Raw genomic sequence first — 23668 nt, 5'->3', positions numbered from 1 at the left:
AGGAAATGCCAAAAATTGCAGTAATAAATAGCTGCAGATTAAAGATTATTGTTATATAATTTTAAATATTAATCCTAAAGTCAAAATGTAACTATGTCAAACCGTAATAGTTTAGAAGTACAAGAGTATGCACAAGCTAGCTCCTTAAATAATACTAATCTCACTGCATCACAGGGTGAGTTAATACTTACTGTTGCAAATTTATTGTTCAAAGAGTCGAATATTAATAATAATAATAATAATCAGAATATGCAAAGAGATAATAATATATCTTATGAGAATAATATTAATAGTATTACTGACTTTGAAAATCAGGATACAAGTTGTGGTATATGTAAATGTCTTGGAGCTATAGCTACTGTTTGCTGCAATGTGTATGTATTTTTATTTGAATAAACACCAAATTTTACACTAAAAAAATATGAGCAAGGCTTAAGAAAGTTAGGAAACCTAAAGCATCGGTTATGGTTGTTAGAAATACGCCGGAGCCTGCAGCAGGGTCTATATCAAAATAATGCAGTATTATAGGAATAGCAGAGCCGAATAATCCGGCTACTAAAAAATTTAAAATAACTGCAATAGCAAAAATAACGCTAAGATTTAAGTCAAGCAACATCACAAAGCTAAGTCCTGCTCCGATAATTGCGAGTACAAAACCATTAAAAGCCGATACGGCTATTTCTTTTAATATAACTTTATTGACATTATTATAATGAATATCTTTATTAGCAAGGGCTCTAACCGTAACAGTCATGGCTTGTGTTCCGGCATTTCCGCCCATTGAAGCTATAATAGGCATAGTGGCTGCAAGCGTTACAAGTTTTGCAATAGTATCGTTAAAATGGTTAATGATAAGTGAGGTCATGCAGGCAGTGATTAGATTAACAAAGAGCCAAGGAAAACGATGTTTAACGGTATAAAATACATTGAAGAAAGTATCTTGAGTATGTACCCCGCTTAATGATAATATATCTTTTCCGGCTTGTTCTTCGATAATATAAATTATATTATCGATTGATACGCTACCTACTAACTTACCGCTTTTATTTACTACCGGTACAATAGTTAAAGCATATTGTCTAAAAATGAAGCTTAGTTCATTTAAGTCGGTAAAAGCATCTGCAAGCTTAAAATCTTTGCTCATCAAATCTTTTATTAATTCATTTTTTTTGCCTTTAATTAGTGTGCTAAGAGAAATAATACCAATAGGGCGTAATTTATTATCAGTGACGATTGCAGCATAAAAGTCATTCTTTACGTTCTTGATAAAATTTAATGATTCCTCGACCGTCCATCCTTCTTGAAGATTAATAAAATCTCGCTCAATTACTCTACCTACCGTATTGTCGGGATATGTACAACCTACGGTAATTTGGTGTTTTTTTTCTTTAGTGAGATTACTTAGGATAAGGTCTTTTATATCATCGTCTAGATCAATTACTACTTCAATAGCATCTTCTATAACTAGCTTATTGATTAATTCTGCAGATTTTTTTATGCCTAAAGTTTCTATTATTAGAGGCTTACTATAAGCATTTAATGATACTAACGTTTCAGGCTTAATTTCATCCTGTAATAAAGGAATAATTATTTTATATGTTTTATTGTTAAGATTATCTAAGAAATCCGCTAAATCGGCATAATGAAGCTTGGCCAGCCTGTTTGCAGCAGCATCATAATTGTGATCTTCGATCAGATCATTAATTTGATCAAAAATTTCAGCAAATTGATCGTGATGATCAGGTAAGATGCTTTTAAATATATTGAAATTAGGCATAACCTATTTACCTAATAGTTTATTATAATTATTTAAAACTGATTTAGCTAGGTTTGACGCAAGGTGGTGTACAATTTGCTAATCAATATAAATCACAGAGTCCAAATAAGCAATAGTTTTTATTTCAACTCCTTTTCATTTATCAGGAGTATGCAATTAGCCCAGACATTTGGTAATAAAAAAAAGCTAGGAGTAAATATAAAATCTGAAGTGCTAAAACAGAAAAATTTTAGAGCAATGATCTCAGAACAAAGAAAAGAGTAGCCTACAGCAAGAGGTCGCTAATTTGACCTTGTGAAAAACCGGCGAATGGTGCGGTCGAGAAGACTTGAACTTCCAATCTTTTTACAGAACAGCACCCTCAATGCTGCGCGTCTACCAATTTCGCCACGACCGCTTAAGTTTTACTCTATAGCAGATTATGAGGATAATATCAATAGAGTTCTTTTTTGATGTCATTCCCGCTTTCTTAAGCAGGAATCTAGTTCTTTCTGATGTCATGCTGTGGCTTGTGACCACGGGCATCCAGAAAAACAATCAACAATACTAAAATTATTAGTATTTTAAACTGGATCCCGCGATCAAGTGGATGATAAGGGTGGAGTTGATCCATGCAACAACGCTGGTTTGACCACAGGATGACAATTAGTTACGATAAACTTACCACAAAATTAGGCATAATCGATTGCTTAACAGCAGTTTTCGTTAAACTATTCAGTTTTTCATCAATATTATCAAAATCAATATGATATTCTCTAGAATTTCCGGTTAACACTAGAGCAGAGTCTATACCGAGGCGATTCGCTGCAAGTATATCGGTGTAAAAAGTGTCCCCAATCATTAACATACGATTCTTAGGGGTATTATGACATTCTTTAAAAATCTTGCTATATATTTCTGCATGCGGCTTACCGCTATAAATTACTTTTCCGCCAAGCTGCTTTATTTTTTTGGCATAATAGCCGCTACAATATCTATAAACACCGTGCTGATTTATTCCAAGGTCAGGATTGGCACAAATATTGACCATTTTACGTTGTACAACAATTTTAAATAATTCATCGAATTCGTTTAAGTCTAAATTTTCATTTTCGTCTCTGTAAATAGTCATTAAGAAAATATTAGCTTTGTTAATATCATCGGTGATAGGACATTGAATTCCATTTATTATATCATTTTCTAAATGTCCTAAGTGATATATTATCGGCTTTTCAATACCGAATCGTTCTTTACTTTCTAGGATCATTTGCACTGCTATTTCACCTGAGCTAATGATCATTTCAGGTAACACGTTTATTCCCCAAGATTTAATTGTTTGATGTAGTGAAAAAATATTTCGTGGGGCATTAGTAACAAAATATACTTTTTTCCGTGCAATAATTTTATTAATATTTTGTGCAACATTCGGGTAGGTATGCCCCCCTTTGATTATTACACCCCAAAGATCAAATAAAAACACGTCATAATCATCCATTACATCGAAAATATTTTTTAACTTTAATGTATCCATTATTATCTCGCTAATTTTAAATCAAGAAACTTTACTATTTTAATAAGTTACGTTATAGTTATTTTTATTGTTTCTAGCAACAAGTTAATAAATTTGTGTCGAATTATGTCGGAAATTGAAGAAAAATTTAACGAATCATCATACGGTGCTGATTCTATAAAGGTTTTAAAAGGTCTTGAAGCCGTAAGAAAAAGACCGGGAATGTATATCGGGGACGTTGGAGACGGGTCGGGTCTACATCATATGATTTATGAAGTAGTCGACAATGCTATCGACGAGTCGCTCGCCGGTTATTGCGATCTAGTACGAGTAACATTAAATAAAAACGGTTCGGTAACCGTATCTGATAACGGGCGAGGTATACCCGTTGAAATTCATGAAGAAGAAGGAATATCGGCAGCTGAAGTTATTATGACGCAACTTCACGCCGGCGGTAAGTTTGATCAGAACTCTTATAAGGTTTCAGGCGGTCTACACGGTGTCGGTGTATCGGTTGTAAATGCTCTTTCTGAATGGCTTGAGCTGCGTATTTGGCGTAATAATAAGGAATATTTGATTAGATTTAATAACGGTATAACGGAAGCTCCGCTTGCAGTTGTCAAAGAAAATATTGACAAAAAAGGTACGGAAGTTACTTTTTTTCCGTCTGTAGAAACGTTTACTAATATAGAATTTGATTTCGGCACTATAGAGCATCGTCTTCGTGAGCTTGCTTTTTTAAATTCAGGCGTAAAGATTTTACTCGTCGATAATCGCTTTGAAGAAGCTAAGGAAGCAGAGTTTTATTATACGGGCGGTATAGAAGCTTATGTAAAATATATAGACAGAGCGAAGCACGCTATCCATCCATATATAGTAGTTAACGCCGATAATACCGAATCCGGTATCAGTCTTGAGCTTGCGATGCATTGGAACGATTCTTATCACGAAAATATTTTATGCTTTACTAATAATATTAGGCAGCGTGACGGCGGAACTCACCTTAGTGCTTTTAAATCAGCGATAACACGTGTTATTACCTCTTATCTTGATACTACGGGTCTTAATAAAAAAGCTAAAAATGACTTTAGCGGTGAAGATACTAGGGAAGGCTTATGTTGCGTGCTTTCCGTTAAAGTTCCTGATCCTAAATTTTCTTCTCAGACAAAAGATAAGCTAGTAAGCTCCGAAGTACGACCGGTTGTTGAAAATGCCATATATACAAAAGTTCTTGAGTGGTTTGAAGAGCATCCGGCGGGAGCTAAGGCAATTATAGCTAAGATTATGGAAGCGGCAAATGCTCGTGAAGCTGCTAGAAAAGCAAGGGAGCTGACTCGAAGAAAATCAGCATTAGAAGTCTCAAACTTACCCGGTAAGCTTGCCGATTGTCATGCAAAAGATCCAGCAATTTCAGAATTGTTTATTGTTGAGGGAGACTCTGCGGGCGGTACTGCAAAGCAGGGTAGGGATAGCAAAATTCAGGCTATACTGCCTCTGCGTGGTAAAATTTTAAATGTTGAGCGTGCAAGGTTTGACAAAATGCTTGGCTCGGACCAAATCGGTACGTTAATTACAGCTCTTGGAATTAGTGTTGAGCGAGAATTTTCTTTAGAAAAGCTTAGATACCATAAAGTTATTATTATGACCGATGCTGATGTTGACGGCTCGCACATTAGAACTTTATTACTCACGTTTTTCTATCGTCATATGCCTGAGCTAATAAATAAAGGCTATCTATATATAGCTCAGCCACCGCTTTATAAGGTAAAGAAAGGAGCAGCCGAGCTTTATTTAAAGAATGAGCAAGCTTTGCAAGATTATTTGATAAAATCAACTATTAATGATGCAACCTTAATTCTAGAAGGTAAAGAGCAGTTAGTGGGTGATAATTTAGAAGAGCTAATTAATAAAGTAGTTAAGTTTAACAGTTTACTTGATCGTGCTAGCAAAAAATTTAACCGCTCAATTACTGAAATTCTTGCGATTAATGATTTACTTAATAATAAAATATTTGAGTCCGCAAGTGATTTAAGACTTAAAAAAGCTTTAGATATTTTAAATAGCTTAGAAGAGTCGCCTGATAAAACTAATTGGGAAATTTTAAAACATGAAAATAAAATAGAGTTCTTCCGTTTTAGCAGAGGTTTAAAAGAAAGTAAAATATTGTTGAAAGAGCAGTTGGAATCATTTGAGTTTGTACAAATATCAAAGCTTGCTTTAACGATTTTTGATATATTTGATAAGAAATTAAAGCTTATAATGAAAAGTCAAGAATTCGATATTTTAACGCCGAGTCAGTTATTAAATACTATTATAGAATGCGGTAAAAAAGGTATAAATATTCAGCGTTTTAAAGGTCTTGGTGAGATGAATTCCGACCAGCTATGGGAAACTACTCTTGACCCCGAAAAAAGAACTTTGCTTCAGGTAAGAGTTGCAGAGATTGATGAAGCAGAGGGCATTTTCTCTACTTTAATGGGTGACGTTGTTGAACCTCGCAGATTATTTATCCAAGCGAATGCCTTAAACGTCGTGAATTTGGATGTGTAGTATAAATTTGGATGTGTAGTATAATCGGTGTCATCCCGTGGCTTGACCGCGGGATGACAATTTAATCAGTTTTTCCTCGCAATGACGTTACAATTTTATCAAAATAATTTATGCAAAAATTAATTATTCACGGTGGTAAACCTCTTAAAGGTAGCATTAATATTAGCGGTGCTAAAAATGCTGTGCTACCTATTATGGCAGCGTCTATTCTTACCGATAAACTGCATATTACTAATGTTCCAAAGTTAACGGATGTTAGTACTATGAAAGATTTGCTAAGAAGTCACGGTGCAGAAATTGAAATAATAGAACACCAAGATGAATTTGAGCTTGTAACTAATACCAGAAATATAAATAACTTTACCGCAGATTATGCAATAGTCCGTAAAATGAGAGCATCGATTTGGGTGCTTGGTCCTTTGCTTACCAAATACGGTAAAGCAAAAGTATCGCTGCCCGGCGGTTGTGCTATAGGAGCAAGACAAGTAGATTTGCATATTGCCGTATTAAAAGCTATGGGAGCTGAAATTGAAATAGAAGGCGGCTATATTAATGCTTCAAGTAAAGGACGTTTAATAGGTACTCATTTTGTTTTTGATAAAGTTTCCGTCGGTGCTACGGTTAATGCAATACTTGCAGCCGTTTTAGCAGAAGGCGAAACACTGCTTTTTAATTGTGCTCGAGAGCCGGAAATAGTTGATTTATGTAATTGTCTTATTAAAATGGGAGCAGATATTACAGGTATCGGTACTAGTGAAATAACAATTAGAGGCAGAGATTCTTTAAATAACACCGGCTATAGAGTGTTATCCGATCGTATTGAAGCCGGTACTTATATGTTTGCGGCAGCCATTACTAAAGGTGACGTAAAAATTTGTGGAATAGATTACCATATTATAGAAAATATAGCTTTAAAACTCATTGAAACCGGTATAAAAGTTGTGCCGATCGATAACGGAGTGCAAGTAACTTATATTGATAAGCTAAACTCCGTAGACTTGGACACAAACCCTTACCCTGGCTTTGCTACGGATCTACAAGCACAATTCATGAGTCTTATGACGATTAGTAACGGTGTTTCAATGATTACTGAGAATATTTTTGAAAACCGTTTTATGCATGTACCCGAGTTATGTAGGATGGGTGCAGATATAGTGGTGCGAGGTAATAAGGCTATCATCCGAGGTGTTGAAAAATTAAAGGGGGCGGAAGTTATGGCAAGCGACCTTAGAGCTTCGGTATCGCTGATTTTAGCAGGACTTAGTGCTAGAAGTGAAACTATATTACATAGAATATATCATTTAGATCGTGGATTCCAAAATTTAGAAAAAAAATTAAGTAATTGTGGTGCGGATATAAAAAGAGTATAATAAGTCAATTGGTGTTATGGGGTTTGACCTCGTCATCCCGCGACTTGATCGCAGGATTCAGCTTAAAATACTAATAATTAATTAGTATTTTAAATTGTTTTTCTGGATACCGTGGTCAAGCCACAGTATGACACTGAAAAAATTTAAATAGAGAAAAATTATGGCAAGAATTACGGCAGAAGATTGTAATAAAGTTATACCGGATAGGTTTCGGCTTGTTGTGCTAGCAACAAGATATGCTAAATTATTAAATTATAAAGTAGAAACTAGTCAAAGCAAAAAAGAAAAGCGTGATAAACCTCCTGTTATCTCATTACGTAGAATTGCTGCCGGAAAAGTATCGGTAGAACAGTTAGAACAAGACTTAATAAACAGTCTGCGTACAAAAACTATGATAGAGCCGTTTGTTAATCAAGATGAATCAGAAGAGGTAGAAGAAAAATTTGAATATTTACCTGAGGTTTGTATAACTGACGATTACTCTGATTTAGATGATCAAATCTTTATTGATGAGGTCGGTGAGGATTTTGAAGATAAGTAAATGATTATAGGTGTCGGCACTGATATAGTACAAATTCCTAGAATTGAAAAAATATTACATTTGTATTTAGAGCTTTTTGCTAAAAAAATTCTAACTTCAAAGGAGTTAGCACAACTTAGTTTATTGGATAAGACAGGTTATGCCGTGTTTTTAGCAAAGCGTTTTGCTGCCAAAGAAGCTATTAGTAAAGCCTTTGGAGTTGGTATAGGTCAAGGTATAAATTTTAAAGATATTATTATACTAAATAATGATTTAGGTAAGCCTATAGTAGAAGTTAGCTCAAACTATACAAACAAACTTCCTCCTTTTAATATTCACCTTTCTCTTTCTGATGATTATCCTGTATGTGTAGCATTTGTTGTGATTGAGGGTAGTTATAATATCATTCCCGCGTAGGTGGGAAAGCGTTGTTGCATGGCTCGAAAAACCCGTTCGGTGTCATACCGTGGCTTGACCACGGTATCCAGAAACAACTTAAAATACTAATAATTATTAGTATTTTAAACTGAATCCCGCGATCAAGTCGCGGGATGACAACAAAAAATCTAGATTCCCGCTTTCGCGGGAATGATATTAAAGGTGAATAATATTAAATAAATTACGATCCAGCTTTGTTATCTGCTTTAGGTAGCATGATTTTTAAATCAGCTTTAGCTTCTAAATCAGAAATATATTTCTTTAGTATTTCTGCAGCTAATATATTATCAATAGTTACTTTTGCTTCTTCTTTTGTTGGAATAGGCACAGGTTTTTTCTCAAGCACTTTGATAATATGCCAACCGAAATCGGTTTTTACAGGAGTTGAAACTTCATTTACTTTTAAAGTAAAAGCTTTCTTTTCAAATTCCGGTACTAACTGCCCAGGTTGATTTAGTAGAATGTAACCGATAACGCCGCCGTTTGAAGCTGAAGCTTTATCAAGAGATAACTCTTCTGCAAGCTTAGTAAAGTTTCCGCCTTTGCTTAATTTGGTCTTTATATTATTAGCTTCTTTTTGGGATTTAACTAAAATATGAGCAACTTTTATTTGCTCTTTACCTTTAAGATTACCGACATATTTATTATATTCGTCATCAAACATCTTATCTGTAATGTTAGATTTTATGTAATTTGCTAGTAATTCTTGTTGAGCTAATTGATTTTTTGCATTTTCAAGTTTTTCTTGGAATTCTTTAGATGAAGTAATGTTTGATTTAGCAACTTCTTCTTTTAACAAAAGATTATTAACATAAATTTTTATTAATTTTTCCTGATCTTGCAGAGGAAAATCATCAAAATTTTTGATTGTTTCACCTGATTGAAGATTAAGCTGCGGCTTAAATTCTTTCATAATTTGCGATTCTTTTACTTTACCGCCTTTATAGATAGCAACTACTTTGTCTTTATCGGCAAAAGCAATACCGGAAAGCATGCTAACTGATAAAAATATAACAGATAATTTTTTCATTTATGACTCATAATTGTGTTAAACATAAGCTTAAATTTTATAAAAATAATATATAACCGTCAACAGCTATTTGAGAATATTTTATTTATTAATAATAATTTACAAATATTTTGTAGTAAAAAAATGCCTTTCAATAAAAAATTATTCATTTAAATAAAATTATAACATTTGATAATTTTATAAAATATACCTATATTTAAGTACTAAAATACTAAAAATATCATAAGGACTTTAATGTTTTCTATTTTAAAAAAACTTTTCGGTACTGCAAATGATCGTACTGTAAAAAAACTATTTTCCGAAATTACAAAAATTAACTCGCTTGAGCCTGCTATACAAAAATTATCAGACGAGGAGTTGAAGAATAAAACTGTAGAGTTTAAAGAAAAGCTTAAAAATGGAGCTACTTTAGACGATATAGTATATGAGGCGTTTGCAGTAGTTAGGGAAGCAGCTAGAAGAGTTTGCGGTATGCGTCATTTTGACGTTCAGCTTATAGGTGGTCTTATATTACATCGAGGCATGATTACCGAAATGCGTACCGGTGAGGGTAAGACCTTAGTTGCAACGCTTCCTGCTTACTTAAATGCTTTGACCGGAAAAGGAGTGCATGTTGTAACCGTAAATGATTATTTGGCAAGTCGTGATTCTGCCTCAATGGGTAAAATTTATAACTTTTTAGGCTTATCGGTTGGATGTATTGTTGCCGGTATGCCTGATGAAGCAAAACGAGCCGCCTATAATGCCGATATTACCCATGCAATAAATAATGAACTCGGTTTTGACTATTTAAGGGATAATATGAAGTATAGCATGCAAGAGCGAGTACTTCGTCCTTTTAATTTTGCTATCATCGATGAGGTTGATTCGATCTTGATAGATGAAGCTAGAACGCCGTTAGTTATCTCAGGTCCGGTTAATGATAATTCAGAATTATACGGTAAAATTGATAAAATTGTACGTCTGCTTAATGCAAGTGATTTTGAAAAAGACGAAAAATTAAAAACTATCAATTTAACGGAATCAGGCATTACGCATATAGAATCGCTTTTAAGTAAAGAGAGTATTATAAAACCTGATACCGGTTTATATGATTTTGAGAATTTAACTTTAGTACATTATGTTAACCAAGCATTAAGAGCTCATAATATGTTTACTGTTGATGTAGATTATTTGGTGCGTGAAGGTAAAGTAATGATTATAGATGAATTTACCGGTCGTGTAATGGAGGGACGTAGATATTCGGAAGGGTTACATCAAGCATTAGAAGCAAAAGAAAATGTAAAAATTCAAAATGAAAACCAAACTTTAGCATCTATTACTTTTCAAAATTATTTCCGTAATTATCCTAAATTATCAGGTATGACCGGTACGGCTATGACTGAAGCACCAGAATTAAAAGACATATATAATCTCGATGTGGTCGCAGTTCCAACCCATAATAAAGTAACAAGGCTTGATCTTGATGACGAGATTTACGGTAGTAAAAAAGAAAAATATGATGCTATCTTAAAACTGATTAAAGATTGTTACGATCGTGGTCAGCCTATACTTATCGGTACGATAAGCATAGAAAAGTCAGAAGAACTTTCAAGCGTTTTAAATAAAGAAAAAATCCCTCATAAAGTATTAAATGCTAAGTTCCATGAGCAGGAAGCTTTTATTATTGCTCAAGCAGGTAGGTTTAAGGCAGTAACGATTGCAACTAACATGGCAGGACGCGGTACTGATATTATGCTTGGCGGTAATCCTGAAATGTTAATAGAACAGCTAGATAAAGATCATAATTATGAAGCTAAAATAGCTGAAATAAAAGCTCAAATTGCTGAAGAAAAGAAGCAGGTTATTGAAGTAGGCGGGTTATTTGTGGTAGGTACGGAAAGGCATGAAAGCCGTAGGATAGATAATCAGCTAAGAGGAAGATCAGGTAGACAAGGTGATCCTGGTAAGACTAAATTTTTCCTATCGCTTGATGATGATTTAATGCGTATTTTTGCATCAGATCGTATATCAGGAGTCCTTAGAACACTTGGATTGAAAGATGGAGAGGCTATCCACCATCCGATGATTAGTCGTTCACTTGAGAAAGCTCAGCAAAAAGTGGAAGGACATAACTACGAGATGCGTAAAAATTTATTACGTTTTGATGATGTAATGAATGACCAACGTAAGATAATATATGAGCAACGTACTGAAATTATTAAATCTAAAGATAGTCACGGTTTCTTAAATAGTACTACTGAGGAACTCGCCAAAAAGATAGTATTAACTTTTATGCCGGCAGGATCTTATAGAGAAGATTGGGATATAGAGAATTTAAGCGTAGAATTACATCGTATTTTTTCTATAAAATTTGATCATAATTTAGTAAGTAAAAATGATGTAACGGAAGAAGAAATCACGAAAATCGTTATACAAATGGCTCATGATATATATAAATCAAAAGAAGAAGCCTATAGTAGCGAGTTAATGCATAATGCCGTGAAATATATTTTACTAACTACTCTTGATCAAGTTTGGAAAGATCATTTATATAGCTTAGATCACTTAAGACAAGGCATATCTCTTCGAGTTTATGCACAAAAAGACCCTCTTAGCGAGTATAAAAGAGAAGCATTTAATTTATTTGAGCAAATGCTCAACAATTTAAAAGAATTATTTATTCAAACCGTATATCACTTCCATATCGACTTAAAACATGTTCAAAAAGAAGATGTTTCGCTGGAGCATAAAAAACTTCAGAAAAATATGCGGGAAAGTCGAGAAGATCCGGCATTTAGTAAATATAATGCAGGAAGTAGCATTAAGACCGATCTTAAACCTTTGGTATCACGCATTGATCCTAAAGCTAGGAATCCTGAAGACCCTACCAGCTGGGGTAGGGTATCCCGTAATGAGCTATGCCCGTGTGGTTCAGGTAAGAAATATAAATATTGTCATGGTGCGAATGAATAGATGAAAACCACTTTACCCGAACGTTCTCTAAAAATCCAAGCTAGGCTTAACTTTATAGGGCAGCAGATTTTAGATATTGCACAAGATAAAATTGCTATGATTATCTTGTACGGCTCTTTTGCTAGGGGTGATTGGGTACGTGATCTACCTAACGGTTATCATAGCGATACTGATATTTTGATAATTTTGAAGAAAGGTAAATATAAAGGACATACTGCTTTCAGGTTAGAAGATAAAATATATGAGAGGTTAGAGAAAACGGGAGTAATAAACCCTAAGCAAATTATCCCGTATGATTCATTAATATCTATAATTCTAGAGTCAATTGATGAAGTAAATAGGTAGTTAGAGATAAGGCGTTATTTTTATACTGATATCAAAAAAGAAGGTATTCTTTTATATGATAGCGGTGAGTTTACACTTAGCGAGGCTAAAGATTTACCTTGGAGTGAGATGAAAGAAATTGCTAAAGATTACTATGAAGAATGGTTTAATTTTGGGACAGGATTTCTTATAGATTCCAAAAGTAATTTAGAAAGAGAAAGCCTTAGACATAGTGCTTTTTATCTTCATCAAGCTACGGAAAGTTTTTACAGTACTATTTTATTAGTTTTTTCTAATTATAAACCAAAATTACATAATTTACAAGAATTAGGTAGTATGGCAGGAAATTATGATAATGAATTATAGGAAGTATTTCCTAAGACCACTGCTGAACAAAAAGAATGTTTTGAATTACTTGAAAAAGCTTATATTGATGCAAGATATGATAAAAACTATAAAATTACTAAAGAATAGCTCTTATATTTAATTGATAGAGTAGAAAAGTTAAAAGAAATCACCGAAAGAATCTGCACGGCAAGAATTAATCAATAGGGCTTTAGTGTCATTCCTAGCTAAAAACGAAGTGTTGTTGTGTGGACCACCAGTTTCCTAATTGTCATCCCGCGACTTGATCGCGGGATCCAGTTAAAAATACTAAAATCGTTAGTATTTTAAATTGTATTTATGGATACTATGGTCAAGCCACGGTATGACATCGAGTACTTTTTTTGATCCACGCAAGCAAGCTTTTCGCAGGAATGACAATAAGATCTTTATCACCTTTAAGAAACACAAATTATAAATTATGATAAAAGAACTATTAAAACGTAATTTAACTCTATTGCTAAAGTCAAATAGTATAGTGAAAGATGCCAAAGTCTTATATAAATCGATATGGTTTTGAAAATGTTTTAAAAGAAGCTATCTCTTTTGATAAAGTAGACGTAGTAAAGGGTTTAAATGAATTACGGGCAGTATCTACTACTGAATTATTTTCAACATCTTCAAACAATGCACTAAAAGTTGCTACATGGTTAGTTGAAGAAAAAAAAGCAAATGTTAATATGTGTAGTAATATTTTTAAGGACACTCCTTTAAATTTAGCTGCACGTTATGGACATTATAAAGTAGCAGAATATCTAATAGCAAAAGGAGCTGCAGTAAACGGTAACGAAGGAGCTTGGTTAGGATCACCTTTATATGAAGCGGTAAGCACTTGAATGTAGCAGAACTATTATACTTGAGAAAGGAGCTTACAGTTGATCAAAGAAAATCCGGAGAAACGCCTTTACATGCGGTTGCTAAAAACGTTCGATATACTTCGAAAAATATTCAAGATGATGAAATATAAGCTATTATTAATATGGTGCCGATATCAATGCAAAAGTAGAATTTAAAGGAGTAGGGTTTAGTATATATGATGGAAAAACAGTATCAGAAATAGCAGAATTTAAAATAGCGTTAGCCGGTGAAAGTACAATAATACCAGAAGAATAATGATTGTTATTAAGCTTCGGTTTTTTACTGTCACTCTGTAGCTTGACTCTAATAGTGTACGAACGTTCAGGATGTCATTCCCGCGGGGCATTATTGCGTGGATCGATTTTTCCGTCATTGCCGCGTCGCTTCGCTCCTCGCAATGACGGTTGGGTATCCACGCAACAATGCCTTCCCGTGGAGGCGGGAATCCAGAAAATAACCTTGATATTAAGGTATATTTGATAAAATAAACATAAAAAAATAAATTTTTTCTATGTTTTACTGGATTCCTGCGAAAGCAGGAATGACAATAAGGGATTTTTTAAAATTTGTGTAAAACAAAACCACTTTTTTCTAGGTAATGTCTATTTATCGACATGGTAGTTATTGACAAGTTTAGGAAAAAGTTTTATATTCTTCACAAGTTTAAGAAAAAGTTAATAGTATATGTCTAAAGCTAAAGCAAAAACAGCTTCCAAAAATAACCCGACCTCTAGGGAACAGGCTAAAGAATATTGTCATAACGGTCAGAAAATCAAACCGGTAAAGCTTATTGCTGCTCAAAATTCTTTTCTAGCTGCCGAGTATGAATCTTCCGGAGATTTAGTCGTAGGGAGCAATGGTCAGCCATTACCTTGGGGACTAGTTAAAAGTTTATCTTAATTACTTATAAACAATATATCTTCTACACAATCGGGGATGTAGCTCAGGGGTAGAGCATCTGCTTTGCACGCAGAGGGTCAAGGGTTCGATTCCCTTCATCTCCACCATTCTTTATTTCTATTCCAATTTATAAATATCTCAAACAGCGAACACATTATAAACTAAGGACTTTTTGCTGTCCAAAAAAAGTTAGATAATGTTGAATCTTTCTAGTGATTCTGCTTTAAATCAATCTCAATTCATTTATTTATACTTCTAATTAAATTTCTATTGCATTCTTAAAACTCCTTATTATGATTCTGTCTATAGCTCATTTTTAACAAAATATTAAAATTTATAGAATTTAATAAAGATATTAGTATGTTTAAAAAATGGTTGCAACCCTCAAATGAAGAGTTAATAAAAGCAATATACGTAAAAAATGAAGCTGAAGCACAGAAATTAATTGCTAAAATGGATATGCTAGAGTTAAGCAAAGTTTATATTGATAATACAGCTTTAACTTGGGCTGTTGATAAAAAGGCTTAGAAAAAGTTTGTAAATTGCTTATTAACAAAATGTCCAATGACGCTATTAATCATACATTGACAAATTCCCATGAAGAGGTAAAAAAATTTATATAAGAAAAAATCTCATATAATAATATTTTAGCAGAGAAATTAGCTTTATTTTTAAAAGAATCTTTTTTAGGTAAAGATAATATAAATAATTTTGTTAAAATGATAAGTGCCGCAAAATTTTATAGAATATTAAATAAGAAATTATTAGCAGAACATTTATAAAAGCAAGAAGTTGATAACTCCGAATTTATAATAGAGCAAATGAATAACTTCATTAAAATACATCCTTTTACTATTGCTAGAATATGTAAAAAATTAACACCTAAAAGATTTGTGAAGATAAGATACATATATCGAATTTGCCTATTGAAATAAGGGATAATATTACTTTTTACTTAGAAAATGAAAAATGGGGAATGGAAGTTGAGACTTTAGGATAAAATAATAAAGTAATAACTTAATTAAGTTATAGTGCCATAATATAATGAAAAGCTGGGATAACTTGTCCCCACCCTTTAAATTTTTATGCTGCTTGTGAATCTTGCTGCATAAAAAAAGTATAGTCGTTTAGATAGGGCGGATAGCAAATCATACACTAGCCTCCACCACAACTATACGTTAGTATAAAATCCAAAAATTTTAATAATTATTCGCCTATAGACGAATTATCGTAATATTTTCCTAATATTTCTAAAGCGTTTTGTTCATATTCATGTTGATTATCAGTGTGCCATATCGGCTCATAATTTTGTGCTTTTAAAACATTTTCTGTATAATGTTCTAATTTTTTCTTATCTAATGTATCGAGTTCATATGAAAGTGTATAAGAAATATTAGGTTTAATCGGAGCTTTTTGTATTTCTTGCGGAATATAATTATGCTGTAATTCGTTTGTACCGCCTACAATAAGATATGAAATTTATGTGTTTGTTGTAAATTATATAGCTCTGTTAGCTTTTCATGTTCTACTTTGCACATAGCATTCCAGCATTTATCAAATGTTTCAAGATTTGTAATAGGAGTGCCGCCTGCTTTTTCAATTAATTCATTCATTTCTGTATGAAATTCTTCGGTAGTGATTTTACCGGTTTTATACTGATCTATTACCCCACCGTCTTTTTCTTCATTTATAGCTATAGTTCCAACATTTTATGGATCTATAGAAGAGTGTTTGCTAACTTGAGCTATAGTTGCCATTCTATCCGTTTTAATTACCTGAGAATATTTAAAAACATGTGCTTTTTTCATAATTATAACCTATAAATTGTTGGTTAAAGAAATATTAAGATTGTTAAATAAAAAAATCAATAGCTGAATTGTAATTAAATACTATGATATTAAGAAACTATATTTATGGTAAAAAATGAGTTTAAAATCCGCTTGGCTTGATACGCCTCTTGGTTCTATGCTGGCAATTAGTGATGAAGAGAGGCTTTATTTGCTCGATTTTGCTGAAAGTAAAGGATTAGAGCATAAAATGAAAAGACTTAAGATTAACACAAAATCGGCTATTACTGAAGATCGCACTAGACCGATTCTATCAATTGAAGAGGAGCTTAAATCTTACTTTAGCGGTACTTTGCAAAAATTTAATACTCCTATATATCTTTTAGGAAGCGAATTTCAAAAATTAGTATGGCAAGAGCTAATGAATGTACCTTACGGTGAAACAAGAAGTTACTTTACTCAAGCTAAATTAATAGGTATGGAAAGATCTTATAGAGCTGTTGCAAATGCTAACGGAGCAAATAAATTTGCTATAATTATTCCGTGTCACCGCATCATCAATAATAACGGTGAGCTTGGCGGTTACGGTTCAGGGCTAGATCGTAAAAAATGGCTTATTGATCATGAGAGACAGAATTATTAAATAAAAAACCAATGCCTGAATTTCGGTTACAGGGGTTTTAAAAAGTTCCTATAATATAATTATAAATTTATATTATAGGATAAATTAATATGTTTAATGAGCTTCAAAGACAAGAATATTATCAGGCATTAATTAGTAAAGATGACAGATATGAAAATATCTTTTTTGTAGCGGTTAAAACAATAGGAGTATTTTGTAGACCGACTTGTCCTGCACGGAAACCTAAATTTGAAAATTGTGAATTTTATAAAACTGCTAAGGAAGCTTTGCATGCTTCATATAGACCTTGTCAGCGTTGCAAGCCTTCTTTCTCATCCTTGCGAAGTTTCGGATTTAGTTCGTACTCTTGTTAATGCTATTGAGCTTAATCCTGCTAAACGATGGAAAGATAGTGATTTTGATGAGCTATCAGTAGATGCTTCTACAGCACGTCGTCAATTTAAAAAACGTTTCGGTATGACGTTTGTAGAATATGCAAGAGCAAGGCGTATGGGTATTGCGATGAAGCAAATTCGCATGGGTGAATCGGTAATTAATACACAAATTGATATGGATTATGAGTCAAGTAGCGGTGTTCGAGATGCTTTTTCTAAAATAATGGGAGGGACCCCGCCAACAAAATTTAATCGGCATTTAAATATTTTAAAAGCAGCTTGGTTAGATACGCCTCTTGATGCTATGATTGTAATTAGCGATGAAAAATTACTTTACTTATTAGAATTTGTTGATAGAAAAGGTCTAGAGCGGGAAATTGAAATGCTAAGGATTAAGATGGAATCTGCTATTATTCCTGGAAGTACTGAACCGATTTTAATGATTGAAGAGGAGCTTAAATTGTACTTTAAAGGTACTTTACAAAAATTTAATACGCCTATACATCTTTTAGGAAGCCCATTTCAAAAAATGGCTTGGCAAGAATTAATTAATATACCTTACGGTGAAACACGAAGTTATTTAAATCAGGTTAAAGCTTTAGGCAAACCTACTTCTTATAGAGCTGTTGCAAATGCTAACGGTATGAATCAGTTAGCAATAATTGTTCCTTGTCATCGTATTATTAATAGCAATGGTGAACTTGGGGGATATGGCGGGGGATTACATCGTAACAAATGGCTTATAGATCATGAGAGAAAATTTACAACAAATTAGAAATATTTTACTTGAGAAGGCTACTATTCCTGTAGAACGTAGAACGCTATTCTTTAAAAACTAGGGAAGGAGAGTATAGAGAGCATGACCGGTTTATTGGAGAGTTACCGTGCCGACTTTACGTAAGGTAGCTAAAAGTTATTATAATTTAGATGTGGGGGATTTAAGCCGACTTATTACTTCAGAATTTAATGAAGAAAGGTTTTTAGCGTTAGTTATTTTGATTATGCAATATCAGAAAGCACAAGATAAAGAGTTTTTTATAATTTTTATTTAAACAATATAAAATACGTAAATAATTGGAATTTAGTGGATGCGTCAGCTCATCATATAATCGGAGCTTATTTATGGGATAAAGAAAAGGATTATCTTTTTACATTAACAAAATCGGAAATTCTTTGGGAAAGACAAATAGCTATAGTTGCTACTTGGTATTTTATCAAAAATAATAAATTAGATACGACTTTTGAAATAGCAAAATCACTCTTAAACGATAAACATGATTTAATGCATAAAGCAGTAGGTTGGATGCTACGTGAAGCAGGAAAAAAAGATGAAAAACAGTTAATAGATTTTTTAGATCGCTATACTTTACAAATGCCAAGAACCGCAGTTCGTTATGCAATAGAGAAATTTCCGCAAGCAATGTACAAAAAATATCTTTTAAAAAACTAGATTTATATTTAATCTATGCTAATATTTGTATTTTAATTTATCAAGGGTATTATTATGCTAAAAACATTATTAATTAGTTTTATAACTTTAATTTGTGCAGTAAGCTATGCTGATAACCAAACAGCTCAAAATCCTAATTCTACAAATTCTTCTTCTGATCAGCCCGATGATCTATTACCTGCAGAGGCAGCCGTTAACTTTGCACAGCCTTGGGCAAGACCTACAACAAATGTACAAGGTAAAGTTAGCAATTCTGCTATGTATTTTACATTAATAAATAGTAGAAGTAAGAGTTATAATTTAGTGAATATATCTTCAGATAAGATAAGTGGAATAGAAATTCATCAAACAATTAATGATCAAGGGATTAGTAAAATGGTAAAAGTGGATTATCCATTTTCAATTGCCGGTAATATTAACGTTGATTTTAAGCCCGGTGGCATGCATATTATGCTTTATGACCCAAAAGTAGATTTAAATGTAGGAGATGAGTTTAAAATAACCTTTTTCTTTGATGACAATACACGAAAAATAGTGGATGTTAAAGTAGCAAATGACAATCCGTATAATACAGCGGGGAATTAGGAAAAACATCATTGCGAGCGACTAAAAAGGAGCGTGGCAATCTCAGGACTTTGGCACAAGATTGCTTCGTCAAAACTTACAGTTTTTCCTCGCAATGACGAACAAATAAAATATGACCCCAGCAATTACCGGAAGTGATTTAATTAAATCTAAACTTATAGATGCTCCTGAACGTTCAGGGGTTTATCGGATGTTTGACGTTAACAAGCAAGTTATCTATGTCGGTAAAGCGAAAAATTTAAAGAAACGCCTTACTAATTACATTAAAAGCGATTTAGATAATAAGACGCTTCGGATGATTGCAAATACTTGTTTTTTAGAGTATAGCATCACTAATTCCGAAGTTGAAGCACTACTTTTAGAAGCACAGCTAATCAAGAAATGTCAGCCGAAATTTAATATTCTTCTTAAGGACGACAAGTCTTTTCCTTTCATCAAGTTACGTTTAGATCATGATTTCCCGCAATTGCTAAAATATCGAGGTAAAACTCTAAATGACGGAAAATTTTTTGGTCCTTTTGCCTCAAGTGCGGAAGTTAATACTACTTTGACCGAACTACAAAAAATTTTTAAATTACGTTCCTGCACGGATAATTACTTTAATTCACGTACTCGCCCTTGCTTACAATATGAAATAAAACGTTGTTATGCTCCTTGCATAGGTAAAATAAACAAGGAAGACTATAGAGATTTAGTAACTCAGGTTAAAGATTTCTTACAAGGTCGTACTAAAGAACTCCAAGAGAACCTATCTAAAAAGATGGAAGAGCTAAGTAGTCAGATGCGTTTTGAAGAGGCGGCAGAAATTAGAGATCGCATTAAAGCACTTAGTTATGTGCAGCTTAAAGCTGGGGTTTCAGATATTGTTAAAGATGCAGATATAATCGCTATTGTAGAAAAGAACGGACATTATTGCGTAGAAGTGTTTTTATATAGGGCAGGGCAAGCATGCGGTAATATTCCTTATTTTCCTACTTCTACCGAAAATAGTACCAAAGAAGAAGTATTAGAATATTTTTTATTACAATTTTATCAAAAACAACAAGTGCCTGCAGAAATTATTATTAATCATGAAATTAATGATAAAGAGAATGTCATAGAAGTGATTAAGAAAATCAACAATATACTTCAGCTTAATATTACAGTACCTAATAAAGGCGGTAAGGCTAAATTAGTGCAACATGCCGAGACAAATGCTTTATTCTCTCTAGAGCAATATTTGAAGAAATTTGCAAAAAAGCAAGAGATTATGCTTGAAATCAAAGAGTTATTTGATCTTTCTGAAATTCCTGAAAGAATTGAGATTTATGATAATAGCCATATTCAAGGTAAGTTTGTGGTTGGCGTTATGATAGTTGCCGGTAAAGCCGGTTTTGATAAAAAGGAATATCGGGTTTTCTCATTGTCATCCCCTGCTTCTACATTGTCATCCCGTGGCTTGACCACGGGATCCAGTACATTAACAAACAATCTGGATCCCCGCTTTCGCGGGGATGACATAAAGAACCGCGGAGATGACATAAAAGGTGACGATTATGAAATGCTCCGGCAAGTTTTAACACGAAGATTAACTAGACTTAAGAATGAGCCGCATAAATTGCCAAACTTAATGATTATAGACGGTGGTAGAGGGCATTTAGGCATTGTTAAAGAGGTAATGGATAAATTTGAAATGAATATTCCTTTTGTTTGTATGTCGAAAGGAGTAGATAGAAATGCCGGTCTTGAACAATTCCATATGACAGGTAAGGAAGTATTTACTTTGGATAAAAATTTGCCGATTATGAAATATTTACAAATCTTACGAGATGAAGCTCATAATTTTGCCATAAAGAATCATAGACTAGGTAGATCACGTGCTATAAAAATATCAAGCCTTGACGATATAGAGGGCATAGGTGAAACTCGTAAAAAAGCATTGCTGCATTATTTCGGTTCATATAAAGCAGTATGCGATGCAACCATAGATGAGCTTGCTAAAGTAAACGGCATTAGTAAGTCACTTGCCGAGATGATTTTTAGAACGTTGCATAAGGTTAGTAGATAATAACTGATGTCATTCTTAGCTAAAAGTGGCATTGTTGTGTGGATCGATTCTATCCCTGTCATCCCGCGACTTGATCGCAGGATCCAGTTTAAAGTACTAAAATTTTAGTACTTTAAGTTACTTTTATGGACACTGTGGTCAAGCCACAGTATGACACCAAATGCGTTTTTCGATCCACGCAACAATGCCGTGCGGGAATGATATAGAAGTTATACAATAACGCTAAAAGCAGGAATCTAGTAATTTAAGTTTCATGATTTCCAAAATGCTTCATGGCTAATACGTTCTTCTAACGGTTCTTTACTAGCTTCAAGAATTCTTTCTACTAAGCCTGGAATAGAGTATAAATATAAAGTCTCTTGTTATAACTCATGATATGGAATTGGCAGCATAAGGATTGGCCTAACTTACATATATTAGATTTAGAGAAAAATTTATTTAAGTGCTAAAAATTATGTAAATATTACTAAAACTTCTAAAGCTACCACCACAAGAGATCTTCAAGAATTAATAGAAATTCAAGCATTTAATAAAACTGGAGAACTTAAGGGAATAAGATATAACATTAATTTAGAAACTTTCTCATAATGATAGGTATTTGTTGCATGAATCGATTTTTTTTCGTCTGAGCTATGGAAAATTACGAAGTAATTAACGATGCAATCCAGTAAAAAATTCTATAAATCAGAATTTTTTTATTATTTTTCTAGATTGCCACGCTCCTTGCAGTCGCTTGCAATGACGATTCGTCCTAAAATAAATATTATCAGACTAGTGATTGTTCCTATCAAAACTCCTTTCAGGTTGAAATATTTTAGGTATAAAGAATAATATTCCCATATTAAGAAAGTAGCTGCTCCGCCGAGTGATGATAAGACCATTATTCTTTTATCTACTTTGACATCGAAAAGCGTTGTTATTAACGGTACTAATATTACCGGTCCCCAAAAACCGGTAAAGAACACTACTAAATCAATTACATTACTAAATTTTAAGGCTACAATTATCGCAAAACTTCCTATTATAACGTTAATAATTCGGGCAATTAATAATAATTTTTGCTGATTTTTAACCTTAAAAATAGGATTGATTATATCTTTAACAATAGCTATAGAAGTAACATTTAAATCAGAATCAGCAGTAGACATAACGGCAGCTAAGAGGCCGCTCATTACTATCCCTTGAATTAAAGTCGGGATGATTTGGTTGATTAAATAAGGTAATACTAAATTTGATGGTTGGTTTGGATAAAGCTTATAAGCAATTAAACCGTTTAGAGTAATGCAAATCAAGAAGAAAAAATATATAGCGGATTTTGCATATATTGCTTTAGTTATTTGCGTAGGATTTTTATTAATTAAAGCTCTTTGGATAAATGTAGGATATAGATTCATGACGCTAAAGCTTAAAGCTGCTGTAATCGTATAAGAAAGTAGGTTGCTCTGATCAAAATTTGCATTTTCCGTAGGTAGGTTATTAATAAAATCTACAAAACCGATTTTATTTAAACTGATAAAAGTTATGGTCGGTATAGCGATTATCATCGCCAAAAATTGTAGTAAATTAGTAAAAACAATAGATTGTAAACCGCCTATTGTAGTATATATAAGTACTATACTATAACTTAAAATTACCCCATTTACATAATTTATTTCTAAGATATATTGGAAAATATAGCCACTGACGCTTATTTGTGCAGCCAAAAATCCCACTGAAACAATGACTGAGCTAACACCGCCGATAACACGACCGATATTACCATAATATGTACTCATGATGTCACCGATACTTTCAGCTCCGTAATGTTTGGCAATTAAAGGCACTATATAGATCGCAATTAATATATCTATAGGTATTGTAAGTATAAGAGCGTAAGCATAATATTCATGCCCTAAAAAAGCCTTTTCCATAATGCCGAAAGTGGTAGCACCTCCGACAGAGCTTGCAAATATCGTAGCTATTAATAACAGCTTACTATTTTTCGCTTTACTTTCGACATTTGCATAGTTCTTAAAACTACTATGTTTAGCTCGGTAATATATACCAATGAGTAGAATAGATATTAGATATATGAATACAATAATATTATCTATAGGTATTTTAAGCATAAATTAGGTTAAGTTTTTAAATGACATTCACTATAGGTTATTATTTTTTAATATACTATAATTAATTTAAACTTCAGAT

23 protein-coding genes, 2 tRNA genes and 3 pseudogenes are annotated in these 23668 nt (G+C 33.0%); 22 read left to right on the top strand and 6 right to left on the bottom strand.

Translation table 11 applies throughout. The features are described from left to right. The first annotated feature begins 93 nt into the window (after window positions 1–93). Window positions 94–396, top strand: a complete 303-nt coding sequence (locus RAS_RS05280; RefSeq protein WP_147143008.1) for a hypothetical protein — start codon at window positions 94–96, stop codon at window positions 394–396. 10 nt (window positions 397–406) lie between these two features. Here the strand turns inward: RAS_RS05280 and mgtE are convergent, their stop codons facing one another. The 3 genes from mgtE to RAS_RS05265 form a co-directional block, all read right to left on the bottom strand. Beyond that, the gene (gene mgtE / locus RAS_RS05275) at window positions 407–1777 is read right to left on the bottom strand and encodes a magnesium transporter (protein WP_147143005.1); all 1371 of its coding nucleotides are present in this window, start codon (window positions 1775–1777) and stop codon (window positions 407–409) included. 310 nt (window positions 1778–2087) lie between these two features. Then, window positions 2088–2174: transfer RNA gene (locus RAS_RS05270), tRNA-Leu, on the bottom strand. A 252-nt stretch (window positions 2175–2426) separates the two neighbouring features. Next, the gene (locus RAS_RS05265; protein WP_147143002.1) at window positions 2427–3287 is read right to left on the bottom strand and encodes a TIGR01459 family HAD-type hydrolase; all 861 of its coding nucleotides are present in this window, start codon (window positions 3285–3287) and stop codon (window positions 2427–2429) included. Window positions 3288–3392: 105 nt separating this feature from the next. Here RAS_RS05265 and gyrB point away from each other — a divergent pair, with 105 nt between their 5' ends. The 5 genes and pseudogenes from gyrB to RAS_RS11300 form a co-directional block, all read left to right on the top strand. Next, window positions 3393–5816, top strand: coding sequence for a DNA topoisomerase (ATP-hydrolyzing) subunit B (gyrB, locus tag RAS_RS05260; RefSeq protein ID WP_147142999.1), 2424 nt, complete (start codon window positions 3393–3395; stop codon window positions 5814–5816). 110 nt (window positions 5817–5926) lie between these two features. Next, the gene (murA, locus tag RAS_RS05255) at window positions 5927–7186 is read left to right on the top strand and encodes a UDP-N-acetylglucosamine 1-carboxyvinyltransferase (protein WP_147142996.1); all 1260 of its coding nucleotides are present in this window, start codon (window positions 5927–5929) and stop codon (window positions 7184–7186) included. A gap of 160 nt (window positions 7187–7346) precedes the next feature. Further along, the gene (gene rpoZ, locus RAS_RS05250; RefSeq protein ID WP_010422039.1) at window positions 7347–7727 is read left to right on the top strand and encodes a DNA-directed RNA polymerase subunit omega; all 381 of its coding nucleotides are present in this window, start codon (window positions 7347–7349) and stop codon (window positions 7725–7727) included. Further along, a complete protein-coding gene (acpS, locus tag RAS_RS05245) occupies window positions 7728–8123 on the top strand; it encodes a holo-ACP synthase (protein ID WP_147142993.1) in 396 nt (131 codons plus the stop codon). It begins immediately after the preceding gene. A 14-nt stretch (window positions 8124–8137) separates the two neighbouring features. Further along, window positions 8138–8233, top strand: a pseudogene (locus RAS_RS11300) (permease); the annotation flags it as partial. Between the two features lie 92 nt (window positions 8234–8325). Here RAS_RS11300 and RAS_RS05235 read toward each other — a convergent pair. Then, complete coding sequence (locus RAS_RS05235; protein WP_147142987.1) at window positions 8326–9174, bottom strand: foldase protein PrsA; 849 nt, start codon at window positions 9172–9174, stop codon at window positions 8326–8328. A gap of 234 nt (window positions 9175–9408) precedes the next feature. Here RAS_RS05235 and secA point away from each other — a divergent pair, with 234 nt between their 5' ends. The 7 genes from secA (at window position 9409) to RAS_RS05200 (ending at window position 15123) form a co-directional block, all read left to right on the top strand. Continuing rightward, a complete protein-coding gene (secA, locus tag RAS_RS05230) occupies window positions 9409–12129 on the top strand; it encodes a preprotein translocase subunit SecA (RefSeq protein WP_147142984.1) in 2721 nt (906 codons plus the stop codon). Further along, a complete protein-coding gene (locus RAS_RS09920; protein ID WP_232049162.1) occupies window positions 12130–12474 on the top strand; it encodes a nucleotidyltransferase domain-containing protein in 345 nt (114 codons plus the stop codon). It begins immediately after the preceding gene. A 108-nt stretch (window positions 12475–12582) separates the two neighbouring features. Next, a complete protein-coding gene (locus RAS_RS09915) occupies window positions 12583–12819 on the top strand; it encodes a HEPN domain-containing protein (RefSeq protein ID WP_232049161.1) in 237 nt (78 codons plus the stop codon). 503 nt (window positions 12820–13322) lie between these two features. Continuing rightward, window positions 13323–13673: an ankyrin repeat domain-containing protein gene (locus RAS_RS09910; RefSeq protein WP_232049160.1), complete on the top strand. Its 351-nt coding sequence runs from the start codon at window positions 13323–13325 to the stop codon at window positions 13671–13673. Window positions 13674–14379: 706 nt separating this feature from the next. Continuing rightward, the gene (locus RAS_RS05210) at window positions 14380–14595 is read left to right on the top strand and encodes a hypothetical protein (protein ID WP_010422044.1); all 216 of its coding nucleotides are present in this window, start codon (window positions 14380–14382) and stop codon (window positions 14593–14595) included. A 32-nt stretch (window positions 14596–14627) separates the two neighbouring features. Continuing rightward, window positions 14628–14702: transfer RNA gene (locus RAS_RS05205), tRNA-Ala, on the top strand. Window positions 14703–14955: 253 nt separating this feature from the next. Further along, on the top strand, window positions 14956–15123 hold the full coding sequence (locus RAS_RS05200) for a hypothetical protein (protein WP_172616135.1): 168 nt from the start codon (window positions 14956–14958) through the stop codon (window positions 15121–15123). Between the two features lie 932 nt (window positions 15124–16055). Here RAS_RS05200 and RAS_RS08630 read toward each other — a convergent pair. Then, a complete protein-coding gene (locus RAS_RS08630) occupies window positions 16056–16208 on the bottom strand; it encodes a hypothetical protein (RefSeq protein ID WP_232049159.1) in 153 nt (50 codons plus the stop codon). Window positions 16209–16518: 310 nt separating this feature from the next. Here RAS_RS08630 and RAS_RS05190 point away from each other — a divergent pair, with 310 nt between their 5' ends. The 9 genes and pseudogenes from RAS_RS05190 (at window position 16519) to uvrC (ending at window position 21481) form a co-directional block, all read left to right on the top strand. Further along, window positions 16519–17025, top strand: a complete 507-nt coding sequence (locus RAS_RS05190) for a methylated-DNA--[protein]-cysteine S-methyltransferase (protein WP_147142978.1) — start codon at window positions 16519–16521, stop codon at window positions 17023–17025. A gap of 89 nt (window positions 17026–17114) precedes the next feature. Continuing rightward, a complete protein-coding gene (locus RAS_RS09040; protein ID WP_232049158.1) occupies window positions 17115–17378 on the top strand; it encodes an Ada metal-binding domain-containing protein in 264 nt (87 codons plus the stop codon). After that, window positions 17296–17577: pseudogene (locus RAS_RS10770) on the top strand (helix-turn-helix domain-containing protein); the annotation flags it as partial. The gene RAS_RS09040 and the pseudogene RAS_RS10770, both read left to right, overlap by 83 nt. 45 nt (window positions 17578–17622) lie before the next feature. Next, window positions 17623–18174 (top strand): methylated-DNA--[protein]-cysteine S-methyltransferase, encoded by a 552-nt coding sequence (locus tag RAS_RS09030; protein ID WP_197734685.1) that lies wholly within the window; start codon window positions 17623–17625, stop codon window positions 18172–18174. Further along, window positions 18149–18316 (top strand): annotated as a pseudogene (locus RAS_RS10765) (DNA alkylation repair protein); the annotation flags it as partial. The gene RAS_RS09030 and the pseudogene RAS_RS10765, both read left to right, overlap by 26 nt. A 12-nt stretch (window positions 18317–18328) precedes the next feature. After that, window positions 18329–18451: a hypothetical protein gene (locus tag RAS_RS10490; protein ID WP_332094820.1), complete on the top strand. Its 123-nt coding sequence runs from the start codon at window positions 18329–18331 to the stop codon at window positions 18449–18451. 32 nt (window positions 18452–18483) lie between these two features. After that, window positions 18484–18849: a DNA alkylation repair protein gene (locus RAS_RS05175; RefSeq protein WP_269472984.1), complete on the top strand. Its 366-nt coding sequence runs from the start codon at window positions 18484–18486 to the stop codon at window positions 18847–18849. Between the two features lie 54 nt (window positions 18850–18903). After that, on the top strand, window positions 18904–19434 hold the full coding sequence (locus tag RAS_RS05170; RefSeq protein WP_147142972.1) for a copper chaperone PCu(A)C: 531 nt from the start codon (window positions 18904–18906) through the stop codon (window positions 19432–19434). Window positions 19435–19546: 112 nt separating this feature from the next. Then, window positions 19547–21481, top strand: coding sequence for an excinuclease ABC subunit UvrC (gene uvrC / locus RAS_RS05160; protein ID WP_147142969.1), 1935 nt, complete (start codon window positions 19547–19549; stop codon window positions 21479–21481). 698 nt (window positions 21482–22179) lie between these two features. Here uvrC and RAS_RS05145 read toward each other — a convergent pair. Beyond that, window positions 22180–23589 (bottom strand): sodium:solute symporter family protein, encoded by a 1410-nt coding sequence (locus RAS_RS05145; protein ID WP_147142966.1) that lies wholly within the window; start codon window positions 23587–23589, stop codon window positions 22180–22182. Window positions 23590–23668: the final 79 nt, after the last annotated feature.

Source organism: Rickettsia asiatica (genome assembly GCF_007989425.1).
Lineage (GTDB): Bacteria > Pseudomonadota > Alphaproteobacteria > Rickettsiales > Rickettsiaceae > Rickettsia > Rickettsia helvetica.
The sequence above is the reverse complement of the archived record's forward strand: the minus strand, read 5'-3'. Positions and strand labels throughout refer to the sequence as shown.

What these genes read in the sequence shown, in the direction of transcription:
- RAS_RS05280 (WP_147143008.1), top strand. Translation starts at nt 94, where the DNA reads ATGTCAAACCGTAATAGTTTAGAAGTACAAGAGTATGCACAAGCTAGC.
- mgtE (WP_147143005.1), bottom strand. Translation starts at nt 1,777, where the DNA reads ATGCCTAATTTCAATATATTTAAAAGCATCTTACCTGATCATCACGAT.
- RAS_RS05265 (WP_147143002.1), bottom strand. Translation starts at nt 3,287, where the DNA reads ATGGATACATTAAAGTTAAAAAATATTTTCGATGTAATGGATGATTAT.
- gyrB (WP_147142999.1), top strand. Translation starts at nt 3,393, where the DNA reads ATGTCGGAAATTGAAGAAAAATTTAACGAATCATCATACGGTGCTGAT.
- murA (WP_147142996.1), top strand. Translation starts at nt 5,927, where the DNA reads ATGCAAAAATTAATTATTCACGGTGGTAAACCTCTTAAAGGTAGCATT.
- rpoZ (WP_010422039.1), top strand. Translation starts at nt 7,347, where the DNA reads ATGGCAAGAATTACGGCAGAAGATTGTAATAAAGTTATACCGGATAGG.
- acpS (WP_147142993.1), top strand. Translation starts at nt 7,728, where the DNA reads ATGATTATAGGTGTCGGCACTGATATAGTACAAATTCCTAGAATTGAA.
- RAS_RS05235 (WP_147142987.1), bottom strand. Translation starts at nt 9,174, where the DNA reads ATGAAAAAATTATCTGTTATATTTTTATCAGTTAGCATGCTTTCCGGT.
- secA (WP_147142984.1), top strand. Translation starts at nt 9,409, where the DNA reads ATGTTTTCTATTTTAAAAAAACTTTTCGGTACTGCAAATGATCGTACT.
- RAS_RS09920 (WP_232049162.1), top strand. Translation starts at nt 12,130, where the DNA reads ATGAAAACCACTTTACCCGAACGTTCTCTAAAAATCCAAGCTAGGCTT.
- RAS_RS09915 (WP_232049161.1), top strand. Translation starts at nt 12,583, where the DNA reads ATGAAAGAAATTGCTAAAGATTACTATGAAGAATGGTTTAATTTTGGG.
- RAS_RS09910 (WP_232049160.1), top strand. Translation starts at nt 13,323, where the DNA reads ATGCCAAAGTCTTATATAAATCGATATGGTTTTGAAAATGTTTTAAAA.
- RAS_RS05210 (WP_010422044.1), top strand. Translation starts at nt 14,380, where the DNA reads ATGTCTAAAGCTAAAGCAAAAACAGCTTCCAAAAATAACCCGACCTCT.
- RAS_RS05200 (WP_172616135.1), top strand. Translation starts at nt 14,956, where the DNA reads ATGTTTAAAAAATGGTTGCAACCCTCAAATGAAGAGTTAATAAAAGCA.
- RAS_RS08630 (WP_232049159.1), bottom strand. Translation starts at nt 16,208, where the DNA reads ATGAATGAATTAATTGAAAAAGCAGGCGGCACTCCTATTACAAATCTT.
- RAS_RS05190 (WP_147142978.1), top strand. Translation starts at nt 16,519, where the DNA reads ATGAGTTTAAAATCCGCTTGGCTTGATACGCCTCTTGGTTCTATGCTG.
- RAS_RS09040 (WP_232049158.1), top strand. Translation starts at nt 17,115, where the DNA reads ATGTTTAATGAGCTTCAAAGACAAGAATATTATCAGGCATTAATTAGT.
- RAS_RS09030 (WP_197734685.1), top strand. Translation starts at nt 17,623, where the DNA reads ATGGGAGGGACCCCGCCAACAAAATTTAATCGGCATTTAAATATTTTA.
- RAS_RS05170 (WP_147142972.1), top strand. Translation starts at nt 18,904, where the DNA reads ATGCTAAAAACATTATTAATTAGTTTTATAACTTTAATTTGTGCAGTA.
- uvrC (WP_147142969.1), top strand. Translation starts at nt 19,547, where the DNA reads ATGACCCCAGCAATTACCGGAAGTGATTTAATTAAATCTAAACTTATA.
- RAS_RS05145 (WP_147142966.1), bottom strand. Translation starts at nt 23,589, where the DNA reads ATGCTTAAAATACCTATAGATAATATTATTGTATTCATATATCTAATA.